The sequence below is a fragment of the Mucilaginibacter agri genome (genome assembly GCF_009928685.1).
GTDB classification, from domain to species: Bacteria; Bacteroidota; Bacteroidia; order Sphingobacteriales; family Sphingobacteriaceae; genus Mucilaginibacter; species Mucilaginibacter agri.
This window is the reverse complement of sequence record NZ_WWEO01000043.1, coordinates 392716-412256: the sequence shown is the minus strand read 5'-3', so window position 1 is coordinate 412256 and position 19541 is coordinate 392716. Positions and strand designations below refer to the sequence as shown.

The 19541-nt window shown below is 43.1% G+C and carries 17 protein-coding genes and 1 tRNA gene; 3 read left to right on the top strand and 15 right to left on the bottom strand.

The features are described 5' to 3' along the window. The first annotated feature begins 142 nt into the window (after positions 1–142). Entirely contained in the window at positions 143–988 is an 846-nt protein-coding gene (locus GSY63_RS14665; RefSeq protein WP_208094551.1) for a sulfurtransferase, read from the top strand. A gap of 60 nt (positions 989–1048) precedes the next feature. On the opposite strand, the gene GSY63_RS14660 is transcribed toward GSY63_RS14665, so the two are convergent. From GSY63_RS14660 to GSY63_RS14610, 11 genes are all read right to left on the bottom strand, one after another. Beyond that, entirely contained in the window at positions 1049–1309 is a 261-nt protein-coding gene (locus GSY63_RS14660; protein WP_166586566.1) for a hypothetical protein, read from the bottom strand. Further along, a complete protein-coding gene (locus GSY63_RS14655) occupies positions 1306–2703 on the bottom strand; it encodes a radical SAM protein (RefSeq protein ID WP_166586565.1) in 1398 nt (465 codons plus the stop codon). Before GSY63_RS14655 ends, GSY63_RS14660 begins: the two co-directional genes overlap by 4 nt. After that, the gene (locus tag GSY63_RS14650) at positions 2675–3445 is read right to left on the bottom strand and encodes a prolipoprotein diacylglyceryl transferase family protein (RefSeq protein WP_166586564.1); all 771 of its coding nucleotides are present in this window, start codon (positions 3443–3445) and stop codon (positions 2675–2677) included. Before GSY63_RS14650 ends, GSY63_RS14655 begins: the two co-directional genes overlap by 29 nt. A gap of 112 nt (positions 3446–3557) precedes the next feature. Next, positions 3558–4247 carry a hypothetical protein gene (locus GSY63_RS14645; protein ID WP_166586563.1) on the bottom strand — a complete coding sequence of 230 codons (690 nt, stop codon included), beginning with the start codon at positions 4245–4247 and terminating at the stop codon, positions 3558–3560. Between the two features lie 101 nt (positions 4248–4348). Further along, complete coding sequence (locus GSY63_RS14640; protein WP_166586562.1) at positions 4349–6319, bottom strand: M1 family metallopeptidase; 1971 nt, start codon at positions 6317–6319, stop codon at positions 4349–4351. 70 nt (positions 6320–6389) lie between these two features. Continuing rightward, positions 6390–6737, bottom strand: coding sequence for a Spx/MgsR family RNA polymerase-binding regulatory protein (locus GSY63_RS14635; RefSeq protein WP_166586561.1), 348 nt, complete (start codon positions 6735–6737; stop codon positions 6390–6392). Between the two features lie 9 nt (positions 6738–6746). Next, the gene (locus tag GSY63_RS14630) at positions 6747–9170 is read right to left on the bottom strand and encodes an outer membrane beta-barrel protein (RefSeq protein WP_166586560.1); all 2424 of its coding nucleotides are present in this window, start codon (positions 9168–9170) and stop codon (positions 6747–6749) included. Positions 9171–9285: 115 nt separating this feature from the next. After that, positions 9286–9846, bottom strand: a complete 561-nt coding sequence (gene pth, locus GSY63_RS14625; protein WP_166586559.1) for an aminoacyl-tRNA hydrolase — start codon at positions 9844–9846, stop codon at positions 9286–9288. A gap of 256 nt (positions 9847–10102) precedes the next feature. Continuing rightward, a complete protein-coding gene (locus tag GSY63_RS14620) occupies positions 10103–10681 on the bottom strand; it encodes a 50S ribosomal protein L25/general stress protein Ctc (RefSeq protein ID WP_166586558.1) in 579 nt (192 codons plus the stop codon). Between the two features lie 148 nt (positions 10682–10829). Next, on the bottom strand, positions 10830–11774 hold the full coding sequence (locus GSY63_RS14615; RefSeq protein ID WP_166586557.1) for a ribose-phosphate pyrophosphokinase: 945 nt from the start codon (positions 11772–11774) through the stop codon (positions 10830–10832). A gap of 147 nt (positions 11775–11921) precedes the next feature. Continuing rightward, positions 11922–11992 (bottom strand) — tRNA-Gln (locus tag GSY63_RS14610). Between the two features lie 213 nt (positions 11993–12205). Here GSY63_RS14610 and GSY63_RS14605 point away from each other — a divergent pair. Further along, positions 12206–15349, top strand: coding sequence for a protein O-mannosyl-transferase family (locus GSY63_RS14605; protein WP_166586556.1), 3144 nt, complete (start codon positions 12206–12208; stop codon positions 15347–15349). A 390-nt stretch (positions 15350–15739) separates the two neighbouring features. Here the strand turns inward: GSY63_RS14605 and GSY63_RS14600 are convergent, their stop codons facing one another. Beyond that, entirely contained in the window at positions 15740–16156 is a 417-nt protein-coding gene (locus GSY63_RS14600; RefSeq protein ID WP_166586555.1) for a putative quinol monooxygenase, read from the bottom strand. Between the two features lie 15 nt (positions 16157–16171). Further along, complete coding sequence (locus tag GSY63_RS14595) at positions 16172–16570, bottom strand: (R)-mandelonitrile lyase (protein ID WP_166586554.1); 399 nt, start codon at positions 16568–16570, stop codon at positions 16172–16174. A 185-nt stretch (positions 16571–16755) separates the two neighbouring features. Here GSY63_RS14595 and GSY63_RS14590 point away from each other — a divergent pair, with 185 nt between their 5' ends. Then, on the top strand, positions 16756–17343 hold the full coding sequence (locus GSY63_RS14590; protein WP_208094550.1) for a DUF4304 domain-containing protein: 588 nt from the start codon (positions 16756–16758) through the stop codon (positions 17341–17343). Positions 17344–17893: 550 nt separating this feature from the next. On the opposite strand, the gene GSY63_RS14585 is transcribed toward GSY63_RS14590, so the two are convergent. Together GSY63_RS14585 and GSY63_RS14580 are read right to left on the bottom strand one after the other, a co-directional pair. Beyond that, positions 17894–18877, bottom strand: a complete 984-nt coding sequence (locus GSY63_RS14585; protein WP_166586552.1) for an acetyl-CoA carboxylase carboxyltransferase subunit alpha — start codon at positions 18875–18877, stop codon at positions 17894–17896. A 47-nt stretch (positions 18878–18924) separates the two neighbouring features. Continuing rightward, a complete protein-coding gene (locus GSY63_RS14580; protein WP_166586551.1) occupies positions 18925–19437 on the bottom strand; it encodes a hypothetical protein in 513 nt (170 codons plus the stop codon). Positions 19438–19541: the final 104 nt, after the last annotated feature.

Genomic DNA, 19541 nt, shown 5'->3' with positions numbered 1-19541 from the left:
TCATTTAAATAGGAATAACCAAAACGGGTGACAAAGCGATCGAAATATTTCACGTTCACTTCTCAGCAACGCCCTACGAGGGATGGTGCAGTGTAAAACATAATCCGGTTAAATGACTATTGACTAATTTATATATTTGTTTATGTCTCCACTTATTGAAATCAACGATCTGCTTTTGGCAGACAAAAGCAATCTGATCATACTCGATGCCCGCGGCTTCGCCGGGGCTTACGACCGTTACCTGGCAGGCCACCTTGATGGTGCCCTCTTTGTAGAACTGGACCGCGACCTGGCCAATGTGCCCGAAAATGCAGCCAACGGCGGCCGCCATCCCTTACCGAGCCCCGAAGCCTTTGCTGGCCTGCTTACCCGTTTAGGCATTACGCCCGAAACGCATATAGTAGTATATGACGATAAAGCTGGTGCAAACAGCGCTGCCCGTTTATGGTGGATGCTTAAAGCTATCGGGCACCAACAGGTACAGGTATTAAATGGCGGCTTGCAAGCTGCCATAAATCACGGCGTTGCTTTGAGCACGGATGTGGTTGTTCCGCAACCAGCCGCACAACCCTACCCTGTTCCGCTTGAATTTAGCGGCACTGTAGATATCGACGAGGTTGGCAAAGCCGCCCATGATGATGCCCGTTTAGTAATAGACGTACGCGAGAACCCACGCTACCTCGGCCAAACCGAGCCGATAGATTCAGTTGCCGGCCATATACCGGGCGCTATAAATGTGCCCTTTGCTTCCAATCTTGACGCGTCGGGCAAATACCGTTCGGCAGAAGAACTACAGGCTGCTTATAAAAACTCATTAGGTAATGTTAAACCCGAAGATACCATCGTTCACTGCGGCTCTGGCGTTACCGCCTGCCACACGCTGCTTGCCCTGGAGCATGCCGGCTTACCTGGTGCCAAACTTTACGTAGGCTCATGGAGCGAGTGGTCGCGCAGGGATTTGCCGGTTGGGAAAGAGGAACGGTATTAAATAATGCCTGTATACCCTTAATAGTAAATTGATCAATTTACTATTAAGGGTATTAATTTATTAGATTTTTAAAGTGTTTACGCAAGTTCCGAAACCAATAATCAATATCAGCACCCCAGCTAAAAACCAAACCCATCTGCGTGCTACAATCGCCATAATTGTACATATCACAAAATGAATAACCGCCGCAAAAAAAGAAGCGATAAGTGCATCTTCCTTTCCCAATACACCCAATATGGTGTACAACGCAAATATTGCAAGGTTAACCCCTAATATGGTTACTTCGCTATATGGCTTTTTATATTTTTCCTGTTCACTCATATAGAAATCTCATTTCTTAGCATTTCCAAATATTCAGCTTTATCATCCCTGTAAAACATATTCATGGTTTCAAATGGGATTATGCTCATGTCTTTATTTACGATATGCACGCACGACTTCTTAATAGCCCGTACGTCAAAGTTTTGGGCATCAATAAAGTTCATGATAATCACCCTGAATAAATTGTCATAGCTTAAGCCAGGTGCATCAATTTCGGGCAAACAGCACATAATAGAGTGCAGATGCTCTTTGGCAACATCAACGGAGTTACCAGTACTAAACATGTGCAGTAAATGCATTTTCAACGTTTCATCCTGTTCATACACAATGGTATTTCGTGAATTATCCAACAGATCGTTAGGATCTATCATCCGGGTAAGCGGGAAAACCTTGCTGCCTATTTTTAGAGCGTATCCCATTACCAGCGCATCCGGATTACAAGGAACCGGAAGCAGATCTTCGGGCGTAAAAATATTGGTTTGCTCTAAAATAGCGCTACGCACTTCCGTCATAGTGTAGCGGTCGGTCTCTGGGTTAAAATTTTCGAGGCGGCCTGCCTGTTGCGTTGGCTGCAAGGTGACACCTCTAACGCAACGCTGCTTTAGCCCGTATTCTATAATCTTCCCTATCTCGTCTGTATTAAGACCTTTTTGGAGGGTAACTACCAGTGTAGTAGATAAATTATACTTATTAAGGTTTTCAATTGCTTTTATTCTTACCTCACGCAGATCTTCGCCCCTCAATTGTTCGAGAGCTTCTTTTTTAAACGAATCAAACTGAAGATAAATTTCAAAATCGGGCATGTAAGATGCAAGCCGCTTTACAAACGCTTCGTCTTTAGCTATACGTATGCCATTAGTATTTAGCATTAGGTGCTTAATGGGCTTGCGTTTGGCGATATCGAGTATTTCAAAAAATTGGGGATGCACTGTTGGTTCGCCGCCGCTTATTTGCACTACGTCGGGTTCACCTTCGTTGGCTACAATTACATCCAGCATTTGCTCAATCTCCTCTAATGTTCTATGCCGTCCGTAATGGGGTGAAGACATTGCGTAACAGGTGGGGCATGCCAGATTACAACGATCGGTAACTTCTATTACGGTTAAACAAGAGTGTTGCTCATGATCGCGGCAAAGCCCACAATCGTAAGGGCAACCATAATGCGTTTCTTTATTAAACTTCAACGGCATTTCGCTGCGCTTGGCATAGTTACGGCAGTTTTTATAATATTCGATATCTGTGGCGATAAGCACCTTTTCGAAACCGTGTAACCTGCAGGTTTTAAGCATATATACTTTGCCATCTTCAAATACAATCTTGGCATCAACCCGTCTTAAACAAGTTGAGCAAATGCTTATTGTAAAATCATAATAAATGTACGGACGTTCGGGCATGGGTTGTGATTATTTTTGAAGGATAGGTAAATACTTTATAATAGTACAAAATTCCGGCAATACAGGCCAATTGAATAGATGACAACCCAAAATTGAAAAAATAATCGGGCTTTATAAACTCATCTGCAAAGCGGAACAACAGGTAGCTGATCATAAGCAGCTTAAACCTATATCCATCTGCAAATTGATGCCGCCGTTCTGTATTTAATAGTATAAGCCACAATAAGAGCCAAAATAGTATTTCGTATAAATTAGTAGGATGTCGATATATGCCGTCGCCAAAATCTACACCCCAGGGTAGAGATGTGGCAACGCCATAAGTACCGTCTTGCAAACCTGCTAAAAAGCAACCTGTTCGCCCAATTATCATGGCTAATATGAGCGGATAAACCATAATATCGCCAGACGATTTTGTAACGCCGATAAGCTTCTTCACCAATTCTACCCCGATCAATCCTCCTAACAAACCGCCTACAATGGTAGTGTTACCCATAAAATACACCCAATCCATCTGGCTAAGTATATCTGGCTTTTCTAATACGCCTAAAATATGCGAGCCTAAAAAACCTCCCAATGCAGCCCCCACAAAAATAACCATACGGCTGTTATCACTAATAGAATCGTGACTTCGCCTACGCAGATAGGTATAATAACGATAGCCAATTGCATAGGCCAAAGTCTCGCAAACAAAGTGTACCGGAATGTGTGCCTTACCTATGGTGATATCTACCGGAAAATGCAAAATGTATGAGGTTAAAGAGTATGGTTAAATATAGAAAATGATTGATAAACAAATAAAGGCTGCGATTACTCTGCAGCCTTTATTTGTATTTCTTGATTCTTGCCTCTTGATTCTAATTCGATTCCGGCGTTGTCAAATGCTGTACTTTGCGCTGATCCGGAGGCAGGGCCATCCATTTTTTGTAGCTGTCGTTCACGTAAACAGCCATGCTTTCGCCGGCATTGTTTCTTAAGAAAGCATAGGTTGGGCGGTAAACGGTCATAAAGTCTTCGAGTTGCTGGCCTTTAAGCGGCACCAGGCTACCAACGTAGGCTATATTAAATGCTGAATCGACAGCGCGTTCTTCAGCTTCGTGTTGAAAGTATTTTTTAAGTCGGCGGGCATCTTTACCCTCTTTACTAAACCAGGTGCTTGGCGAAAGTGCATATACTTTGCTTCGTTCATAAACCTCTGGATATTCGGTATGCGGATCGAACTTATTGGTCGATTTGATACTTACCTCCCGCAATGCGATAGATTGCAAAGCTAATTGAACATTTCGGGTCTTCAGATCAGTTACATATAAGGTATCGGAAATATAACCTGGCGAAGAAAATACGATAATATTACCCACCTGGGCAGGAATGCTAAACTTGCCCCCTTTTTCTGACAGCGCCAATTGTTTGTTGGCGGTATTTTTAATAAACACATCCTGCAGCTTAATATTGGTACCAGTTTCGGACACCGTGCCGCGCAGGGTTTGTGCGTATGATGATGCGCTTATGAATAAGCAAAATAAAATAGCGGATAAGATAGACTTCATAGCGGTAAATATACAGGTATAACTTTATTTTAACATTTAAGGTTTTAGCCTAAAATGTTAAAATTGCACCTGTAAGTTACTTATTTGTCAAAGAAAACACATTATCGCTTCCAGGTATTATTGTCCGTGTTATAATCCGGGAAAACGTGCTCTGGGTCGTAAGTTACTGTTGCTATTTCTTCCTTACCCGGAAACTTAAATGTCCACCTGCTTCCGGTAGACCAAATCTCCACCGGCAGCTTTACACGGGTTACTTTCCCGCTCATAGTTTTTACGTCCAGTATTACCGGCAAGGCCATCTTATCCAGGTTATCCAGGGTGATCAAAGCGCCCTTGGCAGGATTATCATCCACGTATCGCACTGAGGTAACCGCTACATCCAGTTGCCAGTTGTTTAAGAACCACTCGCGCCAAAACCAGTTAAGGTTTTCGCCAGATACGTTTTCCATCGTACGGAAAAAATCATCGGGGGTTGGGTGTTTGTATGCCCAGCGTTCTATGTAAGTTTTAAAAGCCAGGTCAAACCGCTCCGGGCCGAGGATCTGGTTGCGCAAAATGTTAAGTGCTTCGGCAGGCTTTTCGTACAAAAGCGTGCCGTTGTTTATTTCCCTGATATTATCGGGCGTATTCATCACCTGCTCCATTTCGGGATTTAGCAGGTGCATTGCTTGATTAGTGGTCCAGTCGAGTGGCTTTACGGCCTCCTTATATTCGCCGTTATTAAAGTCGCGGGTTGAGAGGCCATTGATAAAAGTATTAAAGCCCTCATCCATCCAGCCGTATAAACGTTCGTTAGATCCTACTATCATCGGGAACCAGGTATGGCCAAACTCGTGGTCGTTAACCTCCCAAAGCGGTTGGCCTTTAGCCTCAAATGCACAAAACACAATACCCGGATACTCCATACCACCTACAGCGCCGGCAACAGCTACCGCAACAGGGTAAGGATAAGGAAACCATTTTGCCGAATTATATTCGATAGACTTTTTAACATACTCGGTAGAACGCTCCCACCCGTTGCCACCCTTGCTTTCTGTGGGGTAGGCCGACATGGCTATAGCCTTTTTACCACCGGGCAAATCCATTTTGGCGGCATCAACAATAAATGAAGCTGATGAAGCCCAGGCTGCATCGCGCGAATTAGTGATCTTATAATGCCAGGTAAGCTCCGGCTTTCCGGCCGGCCTTGAAGCGGCACTTTTAACTTCGGACGAGGTGCGGATCATTACCGCTTTATCGCTCGTAGCCGCCTCTGCCCAGCGTTGTTGTTGTAGCGGGGTATAAACTTCTTCGGGATTTTGCAATTGGCCCGACGCTACCACAATGTGGTTTGCCGGTGCGGTGATGCTCACGTCAAAGTCGCCGTACTCGAGGTAAAACTCACTAGGCCCGTTATAGGGGACGGTATTCCAACCCATCACATCGTCATACACACATATGCGCGGGTACCATTGCCCAACAGTAAATATTTTACCGTTACGGGTTTCAGCTATGCCGGTCCGATCGGATCCATAATAAGGAATGGTAAACGAATAAGTTACTTTAAGGGACACCTTTCCCCCTTTGGCCGTCAATGCCGATGGCAAAAAAACCTGCATGCGGGTATCAATAATCTGATACTTAACAGGCGTATTATTTATAGTAACCGATTGAATGTTGTATCCGCCGTAGGCTTCGCCTTTAGAGTGGTTGCGACTGCCCATGGGCGATTCCATTGCTTCGCCGCGCGAGCCTTTTTGATAGAGGTTTTGCTCTACATACATCCACAAGAAGTCCATTTTTTGCGGACTGTTGTTGGTATACGTAAGCACCTCTGTTCCGGTAATTTCGTTGGTTTTATCGTTAAGGCGGGCAGCTAGCTGATAGTCGGCGCGGTTTTGCCAGTACAGCGGGCCTGGTTCGCCATTGGCAGCCCGGTATTCGTTACCGTTATGGGTGTAAAATACCGGGTTAAAGAGTTCGGTGTTGTCAAACTTCGACAACTCGGGCTGATTGATTACCTGCTGAGCGCTACAAATAGTAATACCAGAAAAAAAGACAAGCCATAGGCCGGTCAAAAAAGAATATCTCATTAAAAATGGTCAGCAGGTTATACAATTGCCAAAAGCAAAAGTATAACGAAAAACCACTTTATAAATTACTTTATTTCAAAAAGTGCTGTTTATAAGCATTTTCGTCAAAACCAAAGTATAAAAATCCGTTATCCTCTATTACCGGCCTTTTAATCATGCTGGTTTTTTGCTGTAATAATGGCAAGGCTTCTGCTTCGCCCTTTACGCTTTCTTTAACCGCCGTGTCAAGTTGCTTCCAGGTAAGGCCCTGCTTATTTAAAAACTTCTCGTAGCCAACCTTCTGGTTCCACTCTTGTAGTTTGTCGGCACTAACACCCAATTTCTTAAAGTCTTGAAACTCGTAAGCTACATTGTTGGCTTTTAACCAGTCGAGCGCTTTTTTTACTGTATTGCAATTGGTGATACCGTATACTTTCATGCAGCAAAATTAATGATTTCCGCCACGGTTACCACTGCTATCGTCATTTTCAATACCACGCTGGTTCTTTTTAATCTGGCTATTCAAACGGCCGAACTTATAAGTGAAGTTAAAGCCAATGTTGCGATAGTAGTTTTGGTTATAGCTGGTTTGCTCAAATTCGTTGGTACGGTTATAGCTATCGTTGGTACGGTATTTTTTCCATGGGTTGCTAACGTAGATACCAATATTAGCCTTCTCTTTCAGGAAATCTTTAGAAGCACTGAAAGATCCGCCTGCCCAATAATTATCCTTACCCTGCAATAATACGTAGCGGCTATCCACGCCACCATCAACCCCAACGCGCCAGCCTTTCTCGAACTTATAACCCGCGTTACCGAAGATGTATCCTTGAATACCTTTATGGCTGTAGAAAATATTGTTGGCTGTACCTTTTAACCAAACATAAACCAATTGTGAGTTGATGTTAAGGTTCAGTTTTTTAGTGATGGGATAGTTAATATTAAGGTTTCCGCCCAATCTTTTATTTTGCCCAACGTTTTCGTAAGTAGTTACGCTCACGGTATCCGGCCTGATAGTGGTTACACTCTGAATGGTATTATTAGCATATGAATAACTGATACCAGCGGTAATAGAGCCTTTGGCAAAATTGCTATAGTTTAACTCGAAGCTATGGTTAACAACCGGGCGTAGTGCGGGGTTACCTACATTAATGTACTTAGGGTTAGATGCATCAACAAAAGGATTTAACTGCCAGATATTTGGCCTCGAGATACGGTTTGAGAACCCGAAATTAATGCTGCTGCTTTTTAACTGGCGTTGGATGGATACCGATGGAATAAAGTTATTATAGTCTTGCGTTGCTACGCTGCCTATTGAAGTAAAGTGGGCATCTACATTAGTATGCTCTAAACGCAATCCGGCTTTCAAAGTCCATTTTGTCCATTTAACCTGGTACGAGTTGTAGGCGCTATAAACATTTTGCTGGTAATCGAAATTATTGGTTTGCAGGCTATTATTAACATACTGGTTGGTGATAGAACTTAGCGTATCGCTAGTAAAATCGCTGAAGTTCTTTCTCAAAATAGCCTTACCCCCTGCTTCAATGGTTACCTTTTTTACGGGTTGCACATAATCTACCTGCATGGTATGCTCGTGTGTACCCGAATTATTGTATTGATTATAGTTAGGCAAACCGTAGTTAAAACGTTCGGTAAAAATATTAGCAGCATCTTGCGTACTACCGTTTGATGAGTATTTGTACGACATGGTTAGTAACTGCTCTTTATTATGTTTAAAACCCAACTGATAGTTTAGCCCCAAATCTGTACCGTGATAGTTACCACTGCTGGCATTGGCTAAACGGTAACCTTGCTGAATAACATCTTCGGCATCGTACTGACCCGAGTTTTGCTCGCTGTGTTGATTAAACTTATAGGTATAAGATTCGATATTACCTGTAAGGAGGTTCAAGGTGTCTATCTCATAGCTCAATTCGGCACTGCCATAATTGTTACGGCCACCGTCGCGATAATTGGTACCTGTTTGTTGTAAAGAAGATACAACCGGAATAATGGTATTAGTTGTATTGCCAAACTGAGTGGTTTGCTTGTTTTGCCTGTTAAAACCTATGTAACCGTTCAGACCAAATTTACCTTGTTTAACCGTAGCATTTAAGTTAGAACCCAAGCCCCAAACGGTATTATAACGAGTTGTCCAGCTACCGTTATAGCCCTGGTCGGCATTCTTTTTAGTGATGATATTGATGATACCGGCCAAACCTTCAGCCTCATATTTGGCCGGTGGCGTAGTGATCACTTCAATTTTTTCGATGTTGCTGGCGGGCATAGCCTTCAATACATCTGATGGATTTCTGGCCACCAGCGATGACGGTTTACCGTTAATGAGGATCTTATAATCGGTGTTACCTTTTAGTTTGATATTGTCCGATGCGTCTACAGATACTAGGGGCACCTTGCGCATCATGTCGAGCGCGGTTTCCACTTTGTTCGATGGGTCGGCCTGTACATCATAAGCTATGCGATCAACTTCCTGCTTTACAATTGGGCGAACCGCGGTTACGCTCACTTCTTTCAGATCGCTGGTTGAAGCAGCCATCAGGATATCGCCAAGGTTGATCTGCTTTTTGGTGCTATCGATATCGATCACCTTATTTTTAAAGCCAACTGAGGCCAGTACTAACTGATATGATTTTAATGGGAGATTGCTAAACTCGAAAGTACCATTATCCTTGCTTAGCATGCTTTTTACCGGCAAGTTGGTTTTGGTATGGCGTAGGGCAACGGTTACGTACCCCATCGGCTGTTTTTTTAGCGAATCTAAAACAACACCCTTTATGGTTTGCGTAGCGGTTTGAGCATAACTGGTTGCAGCAATGCATAGCAATGCTAATAGTGACAGGACGTTTTTCATTAGGTTGGGTTAAGTAATGCGATATACTTTACTACAATTATAACCTAATTTACCCCTACGCTAAAATGATTTAACATTTTTTAACTAAAAAAATAGTTAAAGTTTTGTTAAATAATTACTTATTAAACTTGGTCATGGTGAGTTCGGTGCCAATGGTGGCAAAGGCTTTGATCATTTCGATAGAACGGTCGATCAGAGCTGGGAGTTCAGGTTTTTCGTCATCGTCAAAACCACTTAGTACATAATCAACCTGGCGGCCTTTAGGGTAGTTATCGCTAACGCCGAAACGCAGGCGCGCGTAGTTATTATTGCCAAGCACCTGTTCAATATGTTTTAAACCATTGTGGCCTGCGGCACTGCCTTTGGGTTTAAGGCGCAGGGTACCTAATGGCAGGGCGATATCATCCACTAAAACCAACACGTTTTCTTGCGGAATTTTAAGCTCTTTCATCCAGTGATTAAGGGCTTTGCCACTGAGGTTCATATACGTGGTAGGTTTTATTAAATGCAACATCCGCCCTTTGTAACTATACTCTGTATAGTATGCATGGCGCATGTTATAAAACTTTAAACCCTCTTGCTTAGCCAGCTCGTCTAATATCATAAAGCCGATATTATGCCGTGTATCTGCATACTCCGGCCCGATGTTGCCTAAACCTACTATTAGATATTTCATACCCCTAGCCCCTAAAGGGGGAATTAAACTGTCAACTTATTATAATCACAATCATCATTGCACGCTTCGGCCTCACCCAACCCTCTCCGGAGGAGAGGGCCTATAAAAAGTCTCCCCTTCCGGGGGAGATTTAGAGGGGCTAGCTCGCAATGACACTATTTATCGAAACCAAAACTATAAAAAAACAGCGATAAGAAAATCTCATCGCTGTTCCAAATCTGTGTAATCACACCGAAAGCGGCGCAATCATATCAAATTATTTTTTGTTTGCTTCTTGCTCTGCCTGACGTAATGCACGTGAAGTAGTTACAGATACGATAGTATCTTCAGCAGCATTGGTGATAGTAAGGTTAGCAACTTTAATTTCGCCAACACGTACTGATTTACCAACTTCTAAACCTTCGATGCTAACATCAATGTTGTTGATGTGATCTTTAGGTAAAGCTTTAACACGCAGCTTACGTAATTTTTGTACCAATTTACCACCCATTTTAACACCTGGTGAAGTACCGGTTAAACGGATTGGAATTTCGATAGTAACTGGTTTTGCAGGATCTAATTGTAAGAAGTCAACGTGTAAAAGTTGTTCTGTTAATGGATGGAACTGCAGATCTTTAATGATAGCTGAAGTAGTAACACCACCAACAGTGATATCGATAAAGTTAACTTCCGGAGTAAAGATTACTGGCTTCATGTCAGCAATAGATACTGCAAAGTGAGTTTGTGTAGCACCTCCGTAAAGTACTGCAGGTACCAAACCCTGGTAGCGCAGCTCTTTGGCATCGCGTTTCCCTACGTTCTCTCTTGGAGAACCGCTAATAGCAACTGAATTCATTTTTTTATTTATTTAATTGTCAATAATTCATGGTTTATAGATCATGGTTCATGGCAAACTTACCAGCTTCTGATCTCCCCAGTGAATTTATTATCGTTATATGGTCCGTAGCTACTATGATCTATAAGCCATAGGCTATGAACTAAAATTAATCTACCTTAAACAACTGGCTTATCGAGCCATGTTCGTTCACGTTCATTATAGCGCTCGCAAACAAATCTGCTGTTGATAACACGCGAATCTTTTCGCTTGGCTGCTTTAGCGCAATTGTATCTGTTACGATCAATTCTGTTAAAGCCGAATTCTCTATCGTTTCATATGCTTTGCCCGATAATAATGGGTGCGTACAAACGGCTCTAACACTTTTTGCACCGCGCTCCATAATTAAACCGGCTGCTTTAGAAAGCGTTCCGGCGGTATCGCATATATCATCTATCAGCACTATATCCTGGCCGGTTACATCACCAATAATGGTCATCGACTCAATTTCATTGGCGCGCTTACGGCGTTTATCACAAATTACAACCTCTGCGTTAAAAAACTTGGCAAAGGTACGCGCCCTGTATGATCCTCCCATATCGGGCGAAGCAATGGTTAGGTTTTCTAACCCAAGGCTTTTAATATAAGGCACAAATATGATCGAAGCATCCAGGTGGTCAACCGGAACGTCGAAAAATCCCTGAATCTGCGCTGCGTGCAGGTCCATGGTCATAATGCGGTTGATGCCCGCCGCAACTAACAGGTTTGCCACCAATTTTGCGCCGATTGCCACCCTTGGCTTATCCTTACGGTCCTGACGCGCAAGGCCGAAGTAAGGGATAACTGCGGTTACATAATGTGACGACGCGCGACGTGCGGCATCAACCATCATCAGTAACTCCATCAGGTTGTCGGTTGGGGGGTCGGTAGATTGGATGAGGAATACATCACATCCTCTTACAGACTCATTAAAGTGCGGTTGAAATTCGCCATCACTAAAACGTGATAATACTACATCGCCTAATTCTCGGCCATAAGCATCTGCTATTTTGTTTGCAAGCGCTACTGTAGCTGAGCCTGAGAATAGTTTAACCGGGTTAAATTGTTGAGGCATCCTTTTGTTATTTCGAATTTCGAAGTTTCAATTTCGGATTTGTTTCATCAAAAATCTCCGATGAGATACCCTGATAAAACAATTCGGATTTCAATTTCTCAATCAGTTAACTGAAGCGAAAAACTAAAATCCGAATCTTATTTTTTGTTGCCCGACCAGGATTCGAACCTAGACAAACGGTACCAAAAACCGTCGTACTACCATTATACTATCAGGCAATCCTTATTCCGTAAACGTCGTTTCCGAAATGGAATGCAAATATAGGACGATATTTTTAAACTCAAAAGTATTTTTAAAAAAAATTTCAATCAAAATTGTAAACCTCTCGCACTTAGTTAAATTATGTTAAAGATTAGATGAATGATGAAAAAACATCGTAATAGTTTTGCTAATTTCGTCGGCTTAATTATAGCTATACTGTATATTCGATCATGAATTATAATAAGATCAACAACCTATTTGGCTGGATTACCTTTCTGATAGCCTCGTTAACTTACATTTTAACTCTCGAGCCTTCGGCCAGTTTTTGGGATTGCGGCGAATTCATTGCCTGTATTTATCGCTTACAGGTAGCCCACCAACCGGGTGCCCCGCTGTTTACTATGATAGGTAAAGCGTTTTCGCTCTTCTCTATGGGCGATATACACCTCGTAGCCTACTGGACCAACGTTGGTTCGGCATTGGCCAGCGGCGCCACTATTTTATTCCTATTCTGGAGTATTACAGCGTTGGCCCGTAAAATATTAACCAAATACGGCGAAGAGGTAAGCACGCTTAATACTATACTTATTGTAGGCGCCGGTTTAGTTGGCGCTTTGGCTTATACTTTTTCAGATACCTTCTGGTTCTCGGCTGTAGAGTCGGAAGTTTATGCGCAGTCGTCTTTATGTACTGCCATTGTTTTCTGGGCTATATTGAAATGGGATGCCCATGCAGATGAGCCGGGCGCCGATAAATGGTTGATCTTTATTGCCTATGTAATGGGTTTATCAATCGGTGTACACTTGCTTAACTTATTGGTTATACCATGTATAGCGTTGGTTATTTACTTCCGCCGTGCCGATAAGGTTACAGCAAAAGGTACGGTATGGTCTTTTGTATTAGGTGTTATAGCTTTAGGTTTAATACTATGGGGCATTATCCAATACACTGTTAAAGGTGCAGCTTATTCTGATCTGTTATTTGTAAACACCCTTGGCTTTGGCTTTGGCAGCGGTGCTATTGTGTTCTACATCCTGCTTTTAGCTGCCATTATATTAGGCATTTATTATACCATCAACCCATCTACCCCAATTATAATTGCTTCGGCTATTTGCTTTATCTTGTTACTAGGCATTAGCGCAGGTATTATTGGTTTAATTGCCGGTATTGCTTTAGTAGCTTTGTTAGAGTATGTAATCCACATCCGCAACAAACGCTATATCTTAAACATGGTGTTATTGAGCACTATTGTTATCCTATTAGGTTACAGCTCTTTTGTGATGATCATTATCCGCGCTAAAGCAGGCACTAACCTTAACAACAGCGATCCGGAAGATGCCTTTGCATTAAACAGCTACTTAAACCGCGACCAGTATGGCGATACGCCTTTAATGTATGGCCAATACTTTGATTCGAAACCGGTTGATCAATCTGAAGGACAAACCCTTTACCGTCGTGGTAAAACCAAATATGAAGTTGCTGGTAAAAAAATCACCCAGATCTACGATCGTAACACCATTTTCCCACGCACATTTAGCCAGGCCGGCGGCGACCCAGAGTTTTACCGCGGATGGCTGCACCTTGGCGAACAGGAAAGCCCGACGCTGGTGCATAACCTGGCCTTCTTCTTCAGCTGGCAGGTTAACCAAATGTACACCCGTTATTTCTTATGGAACTTTGTGGGCCGTACCAATGAAATGGATGGCCAAAGCGATAGCAACGGCACCGATGGTAACTGGATAAGCGGCCTTAACGTAGCCAAGAAATTGCCTTACAGTGTTACGCATAGCAACTCATATAACCGCCTGTTTGCATTGCCTTTGATTATTGGTTTGCTGGGCTTGTGGTTCCACTTTAAGCGCAATCAACGCGATGCCGGGGTGGTTGCCGTACTATTCTTTATGACAGGTTTAGCCATTGTGCTTTACCTAAACCAGGATCCTAACCAGCCGCGTGAGCGTGACTATGCTTATGCCGGATCCTTCTATGCCTTTGCCATTTGGATTGGCTTGGGCGTATTGGCTATCGCTCAGTTTTTAAGCAAAAAGGTAAACGCTACCACCAGCGCCTATATTGCAACCGGTGTTTGTTTACTGGCTGCACCGGTGTTAATGGCCGACCAGGAATGGAACGACCACGACCGATCTACCAAATACACACCGCGCGATATGGCTACTAACTATCTCGAGTCGTGCGCGCCAAACGCCATTTTGTTCACTTATGGCGATAATGATACTTACCCATTGTGGTATGCACAAGAAGTAGAAAACGTTCGTCCGGATGTACGTATCGTGAACCTGAGCTTATTAGGTACCGACTGGTATATCCGCCAGATGAAGCAAAAAATGAATGAATCGGCACCGTTGCCTATCAGCATGCCAAATGACAAATTTGAGGCTGGTGTACGTGATGTGCTTTATTTCAATGATAAAAACATTTCGACTCCGGTTGAATTGAAAGAGGTTTTCGACTTTATGACTTCAGATAACCCTGAAACCAAAGTTGAATACCAAAGCGGCGAAACGGCTAACTACCTGCCTACCAAAAACTTTAAGCTTACCATAAATGCAGATAGCCTGGTTAAAAACGGAACTATTTCTGCAAGCGATAAAGACCGCGTTTTACCCGCAATGGAGTGGAAATATCCATCTAACTACGTTACTAAAGATAACCTGGCTATGATAGATATTCTGGCCCACAACAACTGGAAACGCCCGGTGTACTTTGCTATTACAGTAGGTAGCGAAAACCTGATGGGTATGGATAAATACCTTTACAACGAAGGTTTTGCTAACCGTTTGTTGCCATTTAAACCAGATACTACCGTTGCTGCAGGAGACGCCGCTAACACGCTGAAAATGTACAACAACATGATGACCAAGTTTAAATGGGGAAATATGAAAAATGCCCGTTACCTGGATCATGAGTCGTTAACGATGTTCTACCCTATCATTCTGAAACAGTTTATTATGCTGAATGATCACCTGGTGCAGGAAGGACACGCAGATCTGGCTAAAAATGTGTTGAAGAAATACGACGAGGTTATGCCTAACCTTTACCCTTACACCGAAGTTGCAGCCCGCAAATACTACATTGTTGAAGGCGCTTACAAGGTTGGCGAGTTTAAACTAGGTAATAAATGGGCTAACGAAATTGATGATTACATCCTGAACATCTTATCGTACAATGCTGACCTGCTGGCAAACAACAGCGATGGTATTCAGCAGCGTGATGTACAGTTATCGATGTCGATACTAAGCGGACTGGCTTCTATGACCAAAGATTACCACCAGACCGATCTTACCAACAAATACAACGCCCAGCTGAAAGAATACGAAGGCAAACTGGGTTCATTACTTTCGAGAGGCCAATAAGCTTTCTTGAGGATATTAAAAAGCCGTCCCGACTGATGTTGGGACGGCTTTTTTGTAGAATAACTTTATCATTCAGAACGTAGTGAAGAATCTTCTTCGATTACCAAGTGTACGCCTTGCTTGGCGGATGCGCTTTACGCAGAAGATCCTTCGCTAGCGCTCTGGATGACAAAATAAGTCTACGCAGGGTCTCTCGACAGAGGACCATGCGTTTAGGACAAGCCTGTACGAGCGTAACGCAGGATCCTTTCAAGAGACCCCGCTCGGACGACAAGGTAAGAACACACCCCTCACCCCTCTCGAGAAGGGAATGAGAAATATGCAAAAGGAGGTTGTCGTATTTTTTGTCATTCTTCATCACGTCTGAATGACAAATTGAAAGTAGCCCCCCTACAACTTCGGCTTTGCCGCCAACACTATCGGATCCGTTTCTACCAATTGCAGCGACTTTACCATGTTTTTGGTAACCTCTTTATATTTCTTAAAGTGCGGGGCCTGTAAGTGCGCCTGATAGGCCGCAGCATTGGCATAGATCTCGAACACCATAATGTGCGTTGGGTTCTCCTTTTCGGCAACTGCATATAGGGTAATTACGCCGGGCTCTACGCGAACTGCAGTTTCGGCATGTTCTTTAAGGGCCGCATTATAGCTATCCAATTGCGCCGAATCAATCTGCAGTTTCGCTACCCTTACAATCAGATCCTTGTTTTGGGCGGATGCTTTTCCGAAGGCAAATAATGTCATGGTGAATGTAATGAGTACCAACAGGCTTTTGAACGATGCTAACGTTATATTTTTATTTTCCATGATAAACCGTTTTTTTTATTGATTGCTGTATTGCTCGTCAGTTACGTGCTCCATCCAATCTACCGGCGAGCCGTTCAACTTCTCCTGAATAGCAATATGACTCATGGCTGTAGTTGCCCTTGCACCGTGCCAATGTTTCTCGTTAGGCTCAAAAAAGACTACATCACCCTGGCTAATCTCCTCTATTGGCCCTCCTTCGCGTTGCACCCAACCGGCGCCCGCGGTAACTATTAAAGTTTGCCCGAGCGGATGCGTGTGCCAGGCAGTACGTGCACCTGGCTCAAAAGTTACCAATGCCATAGCTACACGCGCCGGTTCAGGCGGACTAAATAGCGGGTCTATCCTAACCGTACCTGTAAAATATTCTGCCGGGCCTTTGCCCGATGGCTGCGAACCGCTGCGTTTTATTTCCATAAGTTTTTGTTTTAATACTTCAACATGGTTTACCTACCGATGTTTAGATAAATGTCGGTTGATAAATAGCTTATTGACTAATGTATATCAAACAGAAAGTTACGAATTCAAACAGGGAAGAAAAAGGTTGGTGACAACACCAACCTTAGGCTGAACAGGGGAGGAAAACTTCGTATATTGGAGCTGTGAGCTTTTCGTTTAGTAAACTTAAAGGCCTGGTTCAAACGCAAGATAAATGCAGCCCTGTTAAAGACCTCGCTTTAGATGAAATTATGTTAACCGCCAAAGAGAAGCAAAATACATTTATCAAAACCTATTTTAAACCTATACTTAAGCAACATGGTTATTTAACAAACGGACAAACCTGGTGGAAAAGCAGAGATGAACTGGTAACATTTATCAATCTTCAAAACTTCTCCTGGAATACTAAAAACGATGTGCATTTCTGCTTCAATATTGCCATAGCATTAAATCCCAATGTCAAAAATCACTCAAAACCCAGTTTCTTCGATTCATCTATACAATTAAGAGAGAAAAGCTTTCTTACTGAAATTCGAAAAAGCCAATTCCATAGAAACAAAACTGGTTATCATATCCTCCCATCAACACCACTCGAAGACTTCATCAATGAAATGCGAACAGATTTTGAGCAACACGTTCTGCCAACTTTGGAGCAATTGGATACATCTTCTAAGTGTGTGACTTTTTTTGAGGGCCTTGATTTTTGGGGCGACCGCTTTAAGAATGCTGTACGGGAAGCTGGATTAATGTGATCGGAAATATCTATTCAAATACTTCTTGAATACTTCCGCAGTGTATTCGTTACCGGCTTGTCACGCTTAGGCTCTCGAAGTTTCGCGCACAGAGGCGCTACACCATGCTTCGAGGGCTTCAGCCCGACACCTATTGCTTATGGCAAATACTACCTACAACTTTGACTTTGCCGCCGGCGCGGATCTCGGCCAAAAGAAAAGGTTGATGTTGTCACCAACCCTTTCATCGATGACGCCGCAGTAACATCATTTATGTATCCACCTACAGAATTTCACCAAGAAAAAAGACTTTTAAGTACTTAAAGTGGTGCATTCTTCCATTTTATGACTTAAAGGCACGTGAAAAAAAACACTGATTACCAATTAATTAAAGCACAAATGCAAATAAAATGACTTTTAAGTTGGAACACAGTGGTGCATGTGGTGCAACGCACCATTGCACCACTTAAACTCGCAATTGGCACATACCCAAAAACAACAAAGCCGCAAGCGGTTAAACTTGCGGCTTTGTTAAATATTATAAATCCGAAATCGAACTTCCGAAATCCAATTACGCTTCCGGCTCTGAGGCTGGGGCTTCGTCTTCTATCACTACACCCATAGAACAGAATTTATCAACTCGTTCGTTAACCAGCTCGTCGATGTTTCTTTCCTGAAGTGCTTTTACGTCTTTGATCAACTGCTTTTTCAATACCGAAGCCATAGCAATCGGATCTTGATGTGCACCACCAAGCGGTTCTTTGATGATACCGTCGATGAGTTTGTTTTTAAACATCTCGCCCGAGGTTAGCTTCAATACCTCTGCTGCTTTTTCTTTGTAATCCCAGCTGCGCCACAGGATAGACGAGCATGATTCTGGCGAGATTACCGAATACCAGGTATTCTCCAGCATGTAAACCTTATCGCCAATGCCAATACCAATAGCACCACCCGATGCACCTTCGCCAATCACCACACAAATTACCGGCACTTTTAATACCGACATTTCCAGCAGGTTGCGGGCAATGGCTTCACCTTGTCCACGCTCTTCGGCTTCAAGGCCTGGGAATGCTCCCGGGGTATCAATAAGGGTAATGATAGGCTTATTAAACTTCTCAGCCATTTTCATCAGCCTTAAAGCTTTGCGGTAACCTTCGGGGTTAGCCATACCGAAGTTGCGGTATTGGCGCTCTTTGGTGTTACGGCCTTTTTGGTGCCCGATGAACATGGCCGTATGGCCTCCTATCGAACCCCAGCCACCTATAATCGCCTTATCGTCGCCAACGGTACGGTCGCCATGTAGCTCGATAAAATCATCGCACATTAGCTCTAGATACTGTTGGGTATAAGGGCGCTCGGCGTGGCGCGAGATCTGTACTTTTTGCCAGCCGGTTAAGTTGCTATATATTTCTTTTTTGGTAGCCTCGAATTTTTCCTCCAGTTCAGTCAGCGTTGCCGACATATCCACCTTGGTTTTTTCTTCAACCTGCTGTATCTTCTCAATCTGCGATTGCAGGTCCGAAAGCGGTTTTTCAAAGTCAAACGTAATCTTCATAAACTATTAAATGGGGGGGCTAATTTACGTAAATCAATCGGCAATAATCAATTATGATTTAGCAACTCGTTATACTGCGTTAACTGCACCGGATTAAGCACTTTACGGGTATTGTAACCGGCTATTAATAGCGCGCCTCGATACTCGCCCTGGTATAATCCATAACGGTTGGTGTAAAACACAATGGTAGCTTCGTTAATTTTGCGGGTGCGGAACAGGCTGTCAATCACCCGCTCATTTTGCACTATAGAAAGACCTACTTCGGTTTTCTTCATCTTCAACGTGCTGTTGATCTCATTGAGCTTGGTAATTTGTTGTGCCGAAAGTTTCAAATGTGTTTTATATTTTAAAACCTGATCTGGATATGGGTAGCGATATAATGTTGCTACGTAGGCCAGGTTGTTAATATCATCGCCGCTTAAATAAGCGTTATACTGCTGATCTGTGAGTATTTTAACGGTAGAGTGTTTAACAGTCACACTATCGGTCTGGGCCCATAAGGTTTGGGCGCTAGCTAATAAACAAAACAGAATTGCCGAACGGAGTAGTATTTTAATCATAAGCTTTTAACAAAAAAGGCATTAAGGTGTTTGGCCACCGCAGGCCGCTAATATAGCTAAGCATTTATATTTACCGCATAAAAAAGGAGCTTAGATTTTAAGCT